The sequence below is a fragment of the Mangrovibrevibacter kandeliae genome (genome assembly GCF_024519155.1).
Classification (GTDB): domain Bacteria; phylum Pseudomonadota; class Alphaproteobacteria; order Rhizobiales; family Rhizobiaceae; genus Mangrovibrevibacter; species Mangrovibrevibacter kandeliae.
The window spans coordinates 162009-174856 of record NZ_JANIFJ010000002.1 but is presented as its reverse complement, the minus strand read 5'-3'; the positions used below and the strand labels follow the sequence as shown (position 1 = coordinate 174856).

14 protein-coding genes are annotated in these 12848 nt (G+C 72.0%); 7 read left to right on the top strand and 7 right to left on the bottom strand.

Annotated elements, in window-relative coordinates; genetic code table 11:
* Window positions 1-70 precede the first annotated feature (70 nt).
* Entirely contained in the window at window positions 71-607 is a 537-nt protein-coding gene (locus tag NPA30_RS07160) for a L,D-transpeptidase family protein (protein WP_256801825.1), read from the top strand.
* A gap of 39 nt (window positions 608-646) precedes the next feature.
* Here NPA30_RS07160 and NPA30_RS07155 read toward each other — a convergent pair whose 3' ends face one another.
* Entirely contained in the window at window positions 647-1261 is a 615-nt protein-coding gene (locus NPA30_RS07155; RefSeq protein ID WP_256801824.1) for an NUDIX domain-containing protein, read from the bottom strand.
* Between the two features lie 57 nt (window positions 1262-1318).
* The gene (locus NPA30_RS07150; RefSeq protein ID WP_256801823.1) at window positions 1319-1975 is read right to left on the bottom strand and encodes a class I SAM-dependent methyltransferase; all 657 of its coding nucleotides are present in this window, start codon (window positions 1973-1975) and stop codon (window positions 1319-1321) included.
* A gap of 123 nt (window positions 1976-2098) precedes the next feature.
* Here NPA30_RS07150 and NPA30_RS07145 point away from each other — a divergent pair, with 123 nt between their 5' ends.
* Together NPA30_RS07145 and NPA30_RS07140 are read left to right on the top strand one after the other, a co-directional pair.
* Window positions 2099-2656, top strand: coding sequence for a TetR/AcrR family transcriptional regulator (locus NPA30_RS07145; RefSeq protein ID WP_256801822.1), 558 nt, complete (start codon window positions 2099-2101; stop codon window positions 2654-2656).
* Window positions 2653-3819: an MFS transporter gene (locus NPA30_RS07140; protein WP_256801821.1), complete on the top strand. Its 1167-nt coding sequence runs from the start codon at window positions 2653-2655 to the stop codon at window positions 3817-3819. Before NPA30_RS07145 ends, NPA30_RS07140 begins: the two co-directional genes overlap by 4 nt.
* 609 nt (window positions 3820-4428) lie before the next feature.
* Here the strand turns inward: NPA30_RS07140 and NPA30_RS07135 are convergent.
* The 5 genes from NPA30_RS07135 to tsaD all read right to left on the bottom strand — a co-directional run bounded on the left by NPA30_RS07135 (window position 4429) and on the right by tsaD (window position 7561).
* Entirely contained in the window at window positions 4429-4641 is a 213-nt protein-coding gene (locus NPA30_RS07135) for a DUF3072 domain-containing protein (protein WP_256801820.1), read from the bottom strand.
* 73 nt (window positions 4642-4714) lie between these two features.
* The gene (locus NPA30_RS07130; protein WP_256801819.1) at window positions 4715-5143 is read right to left on the bottom strand and encodes an EVE domain-containing protein; all 429 of its coding nucleotides are present in this window, start codon (window positions 5141-5143) and stop codon (window positions 4715-4717) included.
* Window positions 5144-5165: 22 nt separating this feature from the next.
* Window positions 5166-5450 (bottom strand): YciI family protein, encoded by a 285-nt coding sequence (locus NPA30_RS07125; protein ID WP_256801818.1) that lies wholly within the window; start codon window positions 5448-5450, stop codon window positions 5166-5168.
* A gap of 57 nt (window positions 5451-5507) precedes the next feature.
* Window positions 5508-6488 (bottom strand): NAD(P)H-dependent glycerol-3-phosphate dehydrogenase, encoded by a 981-nt coding sequence (locus tag NPA30_RS07120; RefSeq protein WP_256801817.1) that lies wholly within the window; start codon window positions 6486-6488, stop codon window positions 5508-5510.
* Window positions 6485-7561, bottom strand: coding sequence for a tRNA (adenosine(37)-N6)-threonylcarbamoyltransferase complex transferase subunit TsaD (tsaD, locus tag NPA30_RS07115; RefSeq protein WP_256802396.1), 1077 nt, complete (start codon window positions 7559-7561; stop codon window positions 6485-6487). The genes NPA30_RS07120 and tsaD overlap by 4 nt, the downstream gene beginning before the upstream one ends.
* Before the next feature lie 103 nt (window positions 7562-7664).
* Here tsaD and hemC point away from each other — a divergent pair, with 103 nt between their 5' ends.
* The 4 genes from hemC to NPA30_RS07095 all read left to right on the top strand — a co-directional run bounded on the left by hemC (window position 7665) and on the right by NPA30_RS07095 (window position 12840).
* Entirely contained in the window at window positions 7665-8600 is a 936-nt protein-coding gene (gene hemC / locus NPA30_RS07110) for a hydroxymethylbilane synthase (protein ID WP_256801816.1), read from the top strand.
* A 7-nt stretch (window positions 8601-8607) separates the two neighbouring features.
* Window positions 8608-9306, top strand: coding sequence for a uroporphyrinogen-III synthase (locus tag NPA30_RS07105; RefSeq protein WP_256801810.1), 699 nt, complete (start codon window positions 8608-8610; stop codon window positions 9304-9306).
* Window positions 9307-9441: 135 nt separating this feature from the next.
* Window positions 9442-11214, top strand: coding sequence for a COG4223 family protein (locus NPA30_RS07100; RefSeq protein ID WP_256801808.1), 1773 nt, complete (start codon window positions 9442-9444; stop codon window positions 11212-11214).
* A 9-nt stretch (window positions 11215-11223) separates the two neighbouring features.
* Window positions 11224-12840 (top strand): heme biosynthesis protein HemY, encoded by a 1617-nt coding sequence (locus NPA30_RS07095; protein WP_256801807.1) that lies wholly within the window; start codon window positions 11224-11226, stop codon window positions 12838-12840.
* Window positions 12841-12848: the final 8 nt, after the last annotated feature.

The window sequence follows — 12848 nt, the reverse complement described above, 5'->3', positions numbered from 1 at the left end:
CCGAACGGCGGGCCACCCTGCCTTTTGTAATAATCCGTGAACGCGAGGCAGGCCAGACCCGATCCCGCTCATGCACAAAAAGAGAACACACCCGGTCCTGCTGGTTCGCCCAGCCTCCTCGTGCCGCCGTCGCGGCGTTCTCCAGGCCGGCATCCTGCGCCTGCCCTGCGCGCTCGGACGAGGCGGGACGAGCATCTTCAAGCGCGAGGGCGACGGGGCGACGCCCGTCGCCAAAATGCAGCTGATGCAGATGTTTAGGCGCGACCGAAGGCTGGCGCAGGTTCGCTCGGCGCTGCCCGGTCGAGGCATCCGACAGGACGACGGCTGGTGCGACGCGCCGCAGCATCCGGCCTACAACCGGCCGGTCCGTCTGCCCTTCGCCGCGAGCGCCGAAGCGATGCGTCGTCACGATCATCTATACGATCTTGTGATCGTGCTGGATTGGAACGTGCGGCAGCGGCTGCGGGGCCGCGGCAGCGCGATCTTCCTGCATTGCGCCAAGTCGGGCTACGAACCGACCGCGGGGTGCATCGCGATCGCACCGCGCGACTTCATCCGCCTGCAGGCGTATCTGCGCCCCGGCGTGGCGCTGGAGGTCCGGCGGTAGGCGGAGACGCTGCCTTCCGCCGGCCCGCGTGCGCCGGTCTCAGAGCCGGCCGGTCACCCGCATGTGGTAGAGCAGGATCACGGTCTTGGCGTCGCAGATCTCGCCGCGCGCGATCATCGCCAGCGCCTCGTCGAAGTCGAGCTCGACCAGCTCGATGTCCTCGCCCTCGTCGGCCTCGCCGCCGCCGTCGTGGAGGCGGTCCCCGACGCGGATTTCGGCGAGGAAGAAGTGCAGCTTCTCGGTCACCGCGCCCGGGCTCATGAACAGCCGCAGCACCGGCTCGACGCGCGCAACCGCATAGCCGGTCTCCTCGCGCACCTCCTTGATGATCGCCGTCTCGGGATCGAGCGCGTCGAGCAGGCCGGCGGCGGTCTCGATCAGCATGCCGTCGGGGTTGCCGTTGACGTAGGTGGGCAGGCGGAACTGACGGGTCAGCGCCACCCTGCGCGCCGTCGGATCGAAGAGGAGCACGGTGCAGCCGTCGCCGCGGTCATAGGCCTCGCGCGAAGCGGACTGCCAGTCGCCGTCCCGCCGCTTCAGCTCGAAGGTGTACTTGCGCAGCGTGTACCAGTCGTCCGACAGGGTGCGCACGCCGCTGAGGCGGACGGTGTCGGTGTCGCCCGGCCAGGGCGCTTCGGCGGTCGGGTCGGTCATCGGAACTCGATTCTTCAGGTGGTGGGGCAGAACGCCCGGCGAGGATAGGGCGGCGCGTCAGTCGCGCCAGCGCCAGACGCGGCTGCGTTTCACCTCGGCGTCCTCCAGCGCACGGGTCACCGGCACCGCGTAGCTGGCGAGGCAGGTCATCTGCTCCGCCGGCAGGTAGGCCCGTCCCGGATCGCCGACCAGCACCTCGATCCCCGCCTGCGTCAGGTCGGTGAACCAGGGGGCAACGGCTTCCGCCATCGTCCTGTCGAAGAACACGTCGCCGGCCAGCAGGACCTCGACGTCGAGCGTCCGTCCGACGAGGTCGGCGACAAGGACGTCGATGGACACGGCGTTGAGCGCCGCGTTCAGCCGAGCCGCGGCGCCGGAGAACCGGTCGACGTCCACGGCGGTCACCGCGGCGGCGCCCGCCCGGGCGGCGGCGATGGCGACGAGGCCGGAGCCGGAGGCGAAGTCGACGACGCGCCGGCCGCGCACCGTCTCCGGATGGTCGAGGACGTAGCGCGCCAGGGCCTGTCCGCCGGCCCAGGCGAAGGCCCAGAAGGGCGGCGGCAGACCGATCTCGCCGAGCTCCGCCTCGGTCTTCAGCCAGAGCTCGTGCGCCTCGTCGGCCAGATGCAGGCGCAGCTCCGGAACGTGCGGCGGCGCGAGCGGCGCGGTATTGGCGAGGACGAAGCGCTCGGGATCGAGAGGCGGGCGGGTCATGCGGAGTGAGCGCTGCGCGGTTCGGCCGACGGGGTCAAGAGGCCCCTGCGGCATCGCCCCGTGCCGCGGCCTCGCGACCGCCGGAGCGACATCGGCGCTTGACGGGTAAAACGAGCGCTTTACATGCGGCGCATGGACACACGCAGCACCATCCTCGCGGGCGCCGCCCGCGTCTTCGAGACGGAAGGCTTTCGCGGCGTCGGCGTCGACCGGCTGCTCGCGCCGTCGGGCGCCTCCACCCGCACGCTCTACAAGCATTTCGGCTCGCGCGACGGGCTGGTGCTGGCGGTCCTCGAGGAGCGTCAGCGGAGCTTTCTCGCCTGGCTCGAGCGTGAAACCTATGCCGCCGATCCCGTCGGCGGGCTGTTCCGCACCCTCGTCGACTGGCAGCGCGAGCGCGGCACGCATGGCTGCATGCTCCTGCGCGCCCACGCCGAATATGCCGCCGACAGCGAGGCGGTGGTGGATCTCGTCCGGCGCGAGAAGCGGGTGTTCCGGACGATCGTAGCGAAGCGGGTCGCCGTCGCGCTCGGTCGCGAGGACGCGCGGCTGGCGACCGAGATCTGGCTGTTGTTCGAAGGCGCCACGGCCGCGGCGGCCGTTGCGGACACGTCCGTGGTGGAGGCGGCCGAGGCGCTGGCACGCCGGCTCGTCGCCGCGGCCGAAGGGACAGGATCATGAAAGGTGCGTCTGCGACCGTCGCGGCAGGCTTCGTCCTCACCGCGCTGTCCTATGGCCTCGCCCGCTTCGCCTACGGACTTCTGCTCCCGCAGATCAGCGCCGACCTCGATCTGAGCCCGGTCGTGGCCGGGTGGATCGGCGGCAGCAGCTTCGCCGCCTACTGCGTCGGCATCGTCGCGGCGCTGCTGCTGTCGGGACGCTTCGGGGCGCGGCTGGTCGGCCTGCTGGCGGGACTGGCCGCGGCGGGCGGCATGGCGCTCGCCTCCGTCGCCGCCTCCGGCCCGGTGCTCGGAGCCGGCATCGCACTCGCCGGGCTCAGCAGCGGTTTGACGTCGCCGCCGCTCGCCGCCGCCGTGGCGGCCCGCGTCGAGACCGCCCGGCGCGACCGCGCGAACGGGGCCATCAACGCCGGCACCGCCGCCGGCATCGTCTTCTCCGGGCTCGTCGCGGTTGCCGCGATCGGCAGCTGGCGCGACATCTACGGTCTGTTTGCGCTGATCGCGGCGGGCGTGGCGGCCTGGATATGGTGGGTGCTGCCGGGCCGCGGCGGGGGAGGCGCCGTGCGGCTGTCGCCGGCCCTGCTCGCCCGCCCGGGTCTGCCGCGCCTCGTCGCCGCCGCCGGCCTCTATGGCGTTGCGATCGCCGGCACGTGGACCTTCGGGGCCGACATCCTGCGCGAGCGCATGCACTTCTCGCAGATGGAAATCGCCTGCGCCTGGGTCGTGCTCGGCGTCGGCGGCATCGCCGGCGTCTCGACCGGATCGCTCCTGGCGCGCTTCGGGGTCGCCCAGACGCTCCGTCTGGCGCTCCTTCTCACTGTGATCAGCTCCGCGCTGCTCGCCTGTGGCACATCGCTCCCGGCGGTGGGCTATCTGTCGATGGCGCTGTTCGGTCTCGCCTACATCGTCGCAACCGGATCGCTGCTCGTCTGGGGGATCGACCGGCTTCCCGACCGGCCGGACGCCGGCCTTGCCATCCCGTTCCTCCTCGTCGCTGCCGGGCAGACGATCGGCGCACCGCTGTTCGGAGCGGTCCTGCAGGCGACGGACACACCTTCGGCGCTGTTCCTCTTCGCCGTCATCGCCTGCGGCGGCATGGTGATGCCGCCGACAGGGCCGACGGACGCGGCGGCGTCTGGCCCGGCTCCTTCACCCGCCGCTTGAGCGGCGGCGACACCGACCCCTCGGCTCCAGCCAATCGATACGCCTGTGATTCGAATGCCGCGGGATGCTCCGGTCGCCTGGAGAGAAACCATGCGATGGACCTCGCAACGCTTCTGCTTCCGCTTCTGGTCGGGGCGAGATCCGCCGCAGCCACGTCGGGGCCCCTGCGACGGCCCCTGCGGCGGCCTCTCCGGGCTTGGCTGCGGCGAGGGCGCATACTGGCACCTCGTCGAGCCGCAGGCGTGCGGAAGCGACCCGATGGGCATCTGCATCGCCCAGCCGAAAGTCTGCACGATGATCTTCACGCCGGTCTGTGACTGCGACGGCCAGAGCGACAGCAATGTGTGTGGGGCGGCGGCGGTCGGGATCAACGTGGCGAGCAAGCGCGCCTGTGTGACACGGCCGAATAGCGGGCCGAGCCGTTCTCGCGCAAGGTGACGCCGCAGGGGATCTTCTGCGGCGTCAAGAACGGCATCGTGAGGGGGTACCGGGCACCCGCGGCGGCGGCGCAGGATAGGACCACCGTCATCTATCCGAGAGCGGGCCGGCCTGCGCCGCAACGCAGTGATGCGGGATCACTGACGCGCGCCGTTATCGCCGGTGGACCGATCAGTTCAGCCGATCGCTCTTGCCCTGCAGCTCGTCGATCAGCTTCGAGGCATCGGCCTTCGAAAGATTGGCGTCGAAGGGCCGCCCCGTCTCCTCGCAGAGCGTCTCCAGATAGGAGGCCTGGGCGCCGGTCATCGGTTCGTCGCCGGTGGTCCAGGTGTCCGGATCCTTGACGGTGTTGGATGTCTCCTGGGTCTTCTGCGTGTCGGTCATGATGCGGGAACCTTCGTATGGATGTTCCTTGAATGTTCTCGCCCGCCGGAGGTTCCGGGTGCCGCCTTGGCCGTCAGGCCGAGGCCGGATCCCAGCCCGCCAGCGTGCAGATCACCGCAAACTCGGCCTCCGCCACCGGCTGCACCGAAAGGCGCGAGTTGTTGACGAGCACCATGTCCTTCAGCCGCGGCTCGGCCTTGATCTCGTCGAGCGTCACCGCCCGCGGCAGCGGCGCCACGGCCTTCAGGTCGACGCACTCCCATCTCGGGTCGTCGGCGCTCGAGTCCGGGTGCGCGGCCGCGATCACCTCGACCACGCCGACGACGGCCTTGCCCTCATTGGAATGGTAGAAGAAGCCGCGCTCGCCGACCTGCATCGTCCGCATGAAGTTGCGCGCCTGATAGTTGCGCACGCCGGTCCACTCGGTACCGGCCGCGCCGGCGGCGACCTGCTCGTCCCAGGACCAGCTGGAGGGTTCGGACTTGTAGAGCCAGTAGGCCATGATCGAGCCGATTCCTACGGGGTCAGGCGGGCGGATTGACCGTCCAGTTCCAGCGGCGGACGGTCACCGAGGTGAAGAGCCCGGCCTTGGCGTAAGGGTCGGCGTCACCGATCGCCTTCGCGGCTTCGGGACTCTCGGCGTCGACGACCACGAGGCTACCGGTCGGCTTCTCCGCTGCGTCGAGAAACGGTCCGGCGAAGGCGAGCGCGGGGCCCAGCGACTTCAGATAGGCGAGATGGGTCTCGCGGGTCGATTTGCGCAGGTCGAGGCCGTCCGGCTTGTCCTCGCAGATCAGGGCATAGAGCATTGGCGTCTCCTTGGGTTGGCGTTCGCGGAATCGACGCGACGGGGTGCGCGTCCGGTGTCAGTCGGCTTCGCGTTTCAGCGGCCGGGCGAGAAGGGTCTGGATCGCCGCCTCGACCGACACGGTGCCGGCGAGAATGGCCGCGACGGTGGCGATGATCGGCGCCTCGACGCCCCGCTCGTCCGCAAGCCTCGCCGTGATGCCGGCCGAAAAGGCGCCCTCGGCGAGCTTCAGCCCAGACAGGTCGTCGCCGCGCCCAACCGCGAGGCCATAGGCGAAGTTGCGCGACTGCGCCCCCGAGCAGGTGAGGATCAGGTCGCCGAGACCGGAGAGGCCCATCAGCGTGTCGGGCCGCGCGCCGAGCGCCTCACCGAGGCGGCGCAGCTCGACGAAGCCGCGGGTGACCAAAGCCGCCGAAGCGGAGGCGCCGAGGCCGCGGCCCGCCACGATGCCGGCGGCGATGGCGAGAACGTTCTTCAGGGCCCCGCCCGCCTCGACGCCGAGCATGTCATCGGTGGCATAGCAGCGGAGCGCGGCGGTGGAGAGGGTTTCGGCCAGCGCCGCCGCGTCGGCCGGTCCGGGCGCGGCGACGGTGACCGCCGTCGGCAGGCCGGCGGCCACGTCGGTCGCAAAGCTCGGGCCGGACAGGATGCCGGCGCGCGCCTGCGGCAGCACGTCGGCCAGCACCTGTGAGGCGAAGAGCCCGGTCGAGCGCTCGATGCCCTTGGAGCAGAGCACGATCGAGGCATCCCTCGGAAGGAGTGGGGTGAAATCGGTCAGCGCGCCGCGCAGCGCCTGCGCCGGCACCACCATCAGCACCGTCGCGGCGCCGGCGAGCGCCGCGTCGGGGTCGGCGGTGGCCGCGAGGTCCGCCGGCAGCTCGATGCCCGGCAGATAGCGCGTGTTGCACCGCCGCTCGTTGATCGATGCCACGGTGGCGGCGTCGCGGGCATAGAGGGTCGTGGCGTGTCCGGCCCGGGCATAGGCGCTGGCGAGCGCCGTGCCCCAGGCGCCGCCGCCGATGACGGCGATGCGGCTCATGCCTTGGCTCCGCGCCGGCCGAAGCCGAGGATCGGCGCCGACGTCTCGTCCAGGGGCCAGCGGGCCCGGACCGGCGCGTCCATCCCGTCGCGGTGGCCGGCCTCCAGCCGCTCAAGCCCGGCATAGGCAATCATCGCGCCGTTGTCGGTGCAGAGCGCCGGCGGCGGCGCCACAAGCCGGACGCCGTGCCCCGCGCAGGCCACGTCGAGCGCGGCGCGGATGGCGCGATTGGCGGCGACGCCGCCGGCCACCGCCAGAACGGGTTCGGCAAGCTCGGGACATTCATCACGGTAGCGCCGCAAGGCCCGCCCGATGCGATCCGCGATGCTGTCGGCGGCGGCGGCCTGAAAGGCTGCGCAGAGATCGGCGACGTCCGCTTGCCTGAGCGGCGCGGCGGCGGTCGCGGCCTGGCGGAGCGCCGTCTTCAGCCCGGAAAAGGAGAAGTCGAGCCGCGCCTCGCCCTTCATCGGGCGCGGCAAGGGGAAGCGGGATGGATCGCCACCAGCGGCCAGCCGCTCGACGCTCGGGCCGCCGGGATGCGGCAGGCCGAGAAGCTTGGCGGTCTTGTCGAAGGCCTCGCCGAGCGCGTCGTCGATGGTCGAGCCCCAGCGCTCGTAGTCGCCGAGCCCGCGCACCAGGAGAATCTGCGTGTGGCCGCCGGAGACGAGGAGCAGGAGATAGGGGTAGGCGACGCCGTCGGTGAGGCGCGGCGTCAGCGCATGACCCTCCAGATGGTTGACTCCGACGAAGGCAAGGTCGCGGGCTGCGGCAATCGCCTTGCCGGTCATGGCGCCGACGATGAGGCCGCCGATCAGCCCGGGGCCGAGTGTCGCGGCGACGCCGGTCAGGGCATTGAAGCCGAGCCCCGCGTCGGCAAGCGCCGCGGCGACGACGCCGTCCACCGCCTCCACATGGGCGCGGGCGGCGATCTCCGGTACGACGCCGCCGAAGGCCTGGTGCTCCTCGACCTGGCTGAGCACGACGTTGGACAAGATCCGCGGCGCGCCGTCCGACGACCGCGCGACAACGCTCGCGGCGGTCTCGTCGCAGCTCGTCTCGATGCCGAGAACCACGGTCGCTTCCAAGTCGTGACGATCCCATGCGTTGCAGGCGCCGACGAACCGCTCTAGGTCGGGGCCGGGCACCGGGTGCCTCCCGGTAGCAAAGGCGAGCCTCATGACGCAAACGAAACCCATCCGGATCGGCACGCGCGGCAGCAAGCTCGCGCTCGTGCAGGCGGCCGAGGTGCGGGCGCGGCTGATGGCGGCGCACGGCCTTCCCGAGAGCGACTTCGCGATCGAGGTGATCTCGACCTCCGGGGATCGCATCCAGGATCGTCCGCTCTCGGAGGTCGGCGGCAAGGGGCTGTTCAGCAAGGAGATCGAGGAGGCCCTCTTCGACGGCCGGATCGACCTCGCCGTCCACTGCGTGAAGGATCTCGCGACCGTGCTGCCCGAGGGCCTGCATCTGTCGGCGTTCCTGCCGCGCGAGGACGTGCGCGACGTCTTCATCGGCCGGAGCGTCGGCCGGCTCGCCGACCTGCCGCAGGGTGCGCGGGTCGGCACCGCCTCGCTGCGGCGCCAGGCGCTGGTCCGGCGCCTGCGGCCGGACCTCGACCTCGTCATCCTGCGCGGCAACGTGCAGACCCGTCTCGCCAAGCTCGAAGCGGGCGAGGTGGAGGGCACGCTGCTCGCGCTCGCCGGGCTGAACCGGCTGTCGATGGCCGAGACGGCGAGCGAGGTGCTGAGTGCGGAGACGTTTCTTCCGGCCCCGGGGCAGGGTGCGCTCGCCATCGAGAGCCGCATCGGCGACAGCCGGATCGACGCGCTGGTTGCCGCGATCGACACGCCCGCGGCGCGGGTGCCGCTGGCCGCCGAGCGTGCGTTCCTGCGCCGCCTCGACGGCTCCTGCCGCACGCCGATCGCCGGCCTCGCGGAGATCGACGGCGACCGGCTGAGCCTGCACGGCATGATCCTGCGCCCCGACGGCTCCGAGGTGCACGAGGGGCGGGAGTCCGGACCCAGTGCCGAGGCCGACGCGATCGGCGAGCGGCTCGGCGAACGTCTGCTCGCGCAAGCCGGCCCGGACTTCTTCGCCGGCTGGACCGGCTGAGCCGGCCGTGGCGCGCGTCCTGATCCTGCGGGAAGTCGGCGCGGCCAAGGCGACCGCCCGGCTCCTGACGGCGCGCGGACACGACCCGCTGATCCTGCCGACCGAGGCGATCCAGCCGACCGGCAAACCCCCGCCGGCCGGCGACTTCAGCGGCTTCCTCGTCACCAGCGCCAATGCCGTCGAGGCGCTCGCCGCAGCCTTTCCGCAGGACCCGCGGCCGGTGCTCGCCGTCGGTGAGCGGACGGCGGGTGCGCTGCGTGCGGCGGGATTTCCCTTCGTGCTGGTCGGCGAGGGCGACGGGGCCGCACTCGCCCGCCGGGCGACAGAGGTCTCGGCCACGGCCGAGCGGCCGCTCCTCTACGCCGCCGGCCGGGTCCGCACCGACCGGCTGGAGACGGCGCTGAAGACCGGGCACAAGGCGGTGGTGGCCTGGGAGGTGTACGAGACGCGGCGGCTGGATCCCTCGCGCGAAGACGTCGACGGCGCACTGGCGGGCGGGGCGCCGGCGGCTGTCCTGCTTCTGTCCGCCGGCCAGAGCTGGTCCTATGCCGCACTCCTCGCGCTCGCCCCTCACGCCTTCGAGCCAGCGCCACGGCTCCTGTGCCTGTCCGAACGTGTGGCGGCGGCGCTGCCGGGGAACCTCAGGGCAGACGCGGCGATTTCGCCTCGACCGAGCCTCGCTTCGCTTTTCGATTCCCATCTGTAACCTAGTTCCGCATGGGTTCGGTCCTGCGCTTGCGCCCTTGACGCGGATGGCCGACCAATAGGAAGTGCGGGGCGACTGCGCCGCTCGGCCATGGCCCTCAGGGCATCGCGCGGAGACAGGAATGGAGTGTGCTCGATGACCAACCGACCGCGGCGTTCGAGGCCGGGCAACAAGCCGGGAACGACCATCGACCTGACCGCCGAGCGTCTGGAAGGGTCATCGACCGCTGCAGCTGAGCCGACGGACGCGGACGTTGAGGCAGGCTCGAGCGGGGCCGTGCTCGCCGAAAACGACGGCGGCAAGGCCGTCCTGCCTGAAGCGCGCGAAGAGACGCCGGCATTCGAGGAACGTTCCGTTGCGGGTGCCGAGCCTGCGCAGCAGGCCGCCGCCGCGTCTGCCGCTTCGGCGGGCGACGCCACGACCGCCGACGACGCGGCGGAGGCTGCGGCCGCGCCCCCAGCCGACGCGCCGCTGGACGATCCCGATACCGCCGAACGCGGCTTTGCCGCCGGCGAGGGCCTCGATCCCGATGCCGCCCATCCCGCGGACGAGACGGCGACCGATCCCGAGCGCGACCTGATACTCGCCGCGTCGCATCCCGACGCGTCGGATCCGGAACTCGGCGACCTCGATCCGCCCGCATCCACCGGCGCCTACACGACGCCCGCCGAAGCCGCCGTCGAGCATCGCGGCAGCGACTTCGGTACGGCGATCGCCGCGGCGATCATCGGCGCCGTGGTGGCGCTCGCCGCAGGCGCGGCGCTGCAATATGCGGGTGTGCTCCCGTCCGTCGGACAGGCGCCGGAGGCGGCGCCGCAGGATGTGGCGACGGCCGGCTCGGTCCAGCAGCTCTCTTCGACCGTGGAGACGCTGCGCGGACAGCTCGACCAGCTGCAGTCGGCACAGAATGCCGGCGGCCTCGGCAACGGCGCGACCCGTGCCGAGGTCTCACAGCTGTCCGACCGGCTGGGCGCCGTCGAGCAGAAGCTCGGCAACGGAGCGCAGCCCGGCCCGGCCGTCGACACCTCGGCCGTCAACGAGGCCTTGCAGACCGCTCAGGCGGCCCAGCAGCAGGCGCAGCAGATCCAGTCCGCGATCGCCGAGGCCCAAAGTGCCGGGTCGGACGCACGGACCACCGCGCAGGGGGCGGCGCAGACCGCACAGAGCGCGCAGCAGACGGCGCAGCAGGCAAGCCAGGCCGCCGACGGCGCCACGCAGGCCGCCACCGAGGCGCGGCAGGCCGCCACCGAGGCGCGCCAGAGTGCGGGCGATGCGCAGCGCACCGCCAACGCCGCACGCGACGCAGCGGCCGAGGCACGCGATGCCGCCTCCGCCAGCCGCGATGCCGTGGACGCGCTGAAGAGCCGGATGGCCGCGCTCGAAAGCGCCAGCGGCGAGGCGTCCCTCGCGCTCTCGGCTTCCGCACTGAAGGCCGCGATCGATCGGGGCGGGCCGTTCATGCAGGAGCTCGAGACCTTCGCCAAGGCCGCGCACAATTCGGGCTCGGTCGAAGCCCTGCGGCAGTACGCGGCGTCGGGGGTGCCCTCCAACGCCGACCTGCAACGTGGCTGGCAGACGGCCCAGCAGGCGATCGCCGGCGCGCTCCGCCCGGCCGACCCGAACGCCAGCGTCGGCGACCAGGTGATGTCGGGCCTGCGCTCGCTCGTCACCGTCCGGTCGTCCGGCTCGCCGTCCGGCGATGGCGCCGACGCGGTGCTGTCTCGGATGGACGCGGCAATCGGCGCGAACAAGCTCCAGGCCTGGCTCGACGAGTGGAACGGGCTGCCACAGCCGGCCAAGGACGCGAGCGAGGACTTCGCGGCGCAGGTGCGGGCACGGGCGCAGGCCGAGACGGTGATCGGCGAGGCGCTCGACCGGGCAATCGCGGCCGCCGGCGGGCAGGGTTGAGGACTAGAGATGCTGCGGATCCTTGCCTTCTTCCTCCTCGTTCTCGCTCTCGCGCTCGGCTTTGCCTGGCTCGCGGACAATCCCGGCCAGATCGCGCTCGACTGGCAGGGCGCGAGCGTTCAGACCAGCGTCATGGTCTTCGTCATCGTCGAGATTGCGGTTCTCGTCGCGGTGGTGGCGCTCGTCTGGCTGGTGCGGCTCTTCTTCAAGACGCCTGACGCGATCAGCGGCTGGTTCTCCGGTCGCCGCCGCGACCGCGGCTACAAGGCGCTGTCGGACGGCATTCTGGCCGTCGGTGCCGGCGATGCTGTGCTGGCGCGTCAGATGACCAAGCGCAGCCAGAAGCTGCTCGACGGCCGGCGCGAGCCGCTGATCCGCTTCCTCGATGCGCAGACGGCGATGATCGAGGGCGACCATGCGCGCGCCCGCGCCGCCTTCGAGGGCATGGAGCAGCAGCCGGAGACACGGCTCTTGGCGCTGCGCGGCCTCTACCTCGAGGCCGAGCGGCTGAACGACGATGCGGCGGCGCGTCACTACGCCGAGCAGGCGGCGCGCCTCGCGCCGCATCTGCCCTGGGCCGGCGGCGCCGTCCTCGAGTCGAAGGCCATCGCCGGCGACTACGACGGAGCCCTCGCGATCCTGGAGGCACAGCGCGAGTCGCGGCTGGTGGACCGTTCGGAATCACGCCGCCTGCGCGCCGTCCTCCTGACCGCCAAGGCGAATGCCGCGACCGACGGCAATCCTGCGGTGGCGCGGGCGGCGGGGCTGGAGGCGCACAAGCTGGCGCCTGACCTTCCTCCGGCGGCCGTCGCAGCGGCACGGGCGTTGTTCCGGCAGGGCGAGCTGCGGCGCGGCTCGAAGGTGCTGGAAAAGAGCTGGACGCAGACGCCGCATCCCGACATCGCTGCCGCCTATGTCAATGCGCGGCCGGGCGACTCGGTATCCGATCGGCTCGCGCGGGCAAAGACCCTGCAGAGCCTGCGGCCGAACAACGTCGAGTCCTCGCTCGCCGTGGCGCATGCGGCCCTCGACGCGCAGGAGTTCGCGCTCGCCCGCGAGGAGGCGCTCGCCGCCGCCCGGCTCGAGCCGCGTGAGAGCATCTATCTCCTGCTCGCCGACATCGAGGATGCCGACACCGGCAACGAGGGCAAGGTCCGCGAGTGGATGGGTCAGGCGATCCGTGCGCCGCGCGATCCGGCCTGGACCGCCGACGGCTACGTCGCCGAGGAGTGGGCGCCGGTGTCGCCCGTTTCGGGGCGGATCGACGCCTTCCAGTGGAAGGTGCCGGTGGCGCGCCTCGCTGCGCCGGGCGCCCTCATCGAGGCCGAGCCATCGGACGACGACACCGCGCTGGTCGCTGCCGCGCCTCTGGAGCCGGGACAGGCGGGCGAGGACGGAGCGCCGCGCGGTCAGACCTCACGGGCGGATACGGCGGTATCCGACGCGGGTGGCGCGGCGACGGTCGGCAACGGGGCCAGCGGCCACGGCTCGACGTCGGATCATTCCGACCCTTCGCGGGCCGAGGAGAGCGACGAGCGTCCCGCTCCCGACGATCCAGGCGTCAAGTCTGGCAGTGGCGCAATGCCCGCCGACGCGGCGAGCGGCAGCCGCTTCCGCCTGTTCTGAGGCTTCGT

Coding starts and splice junctions, on each gene's coding strand:
- NPA30_RS07160 (WP_256801825.1), top strand. CDS start 71: ATGCACAAAAAGAGAACACACCCGGTCCTGCTGGTTCGCCCAGCCTCC.
- NPA30_RS07155 (WP_256801824.1), bottom strand. CDS start 1,261: ATGACCGACCCGACCGCCGAAGCGCCCTGGCCGGGCGACACCGACACC.
- NPA30_RS07150 (WP_256801823.1), bottom strand. CDS start 1,975: ATGACCCGCCCGCCTCTCGATCCCGAGCGCTTCGTCCTCGCCAATACC.
- NPA30_RS07145 (WP_256801822.1), top strand. CDS start 2,099: ATGCGGCGCATGGACACACGCAGCACCATCCTCGCGGGCGCCGCCCGC.
- NPA30_RS07140 (WP_256801821.1), top strand. CDS start 2,653: ATGAAAGGTGCGTCTGCGACCGTCGCGGCAGGCTTCGTCCTCACCGCG.
- NPA30_RS07135 (WP_256801820.1), bottom strand. CDS start 4,641: ATGACCGACACGCAGAAGACCCAGGAGACATCCAACACCGTCAAGGAT.
- NPA30_RS07130 (WP_256801819.1), bottom strand. CDS start 5,143: ATGGCCTACTGGCTCTACAAGTCCGAACCCTCCAGCTGGTCCTGGGAC.
- NPA30_RS07125 (WP_256801818.1), bottom strand. CDS start 5,450: ATGCTCTATGCCCTGATCTGCGAGGACAAGCCGGACGGCCTCGACCTG.
- NPA30_RS07120 (WP_256801817.1), bottom strand. CDS start 6,488: ATGAGCCGCATCGCCGTCATCGGCGGCGGCGCCTGGGGCACGGCGCTC.
- hemC (WP_256801816.1), top strand. CDS start 7,665: ATGACGCAAACGAAACCCATCCGGATCGGCACGCGCGGCAGCAAGCTC.
- NPA30_RS07100 (WP_256801808.1), top strand. CDS start 9,442: ATGACCAACCGACCGCGGCGTTCGAGGCCGGGCAACAAGCCGGGAACG.
- NPA30_RS07095 (WP_256801807.1), top strand. CDS start 11,224: ATGCTGCGGATCCTTGCCTTCTTCCTCCTCGTTCTCGCTCTCGCGCTC.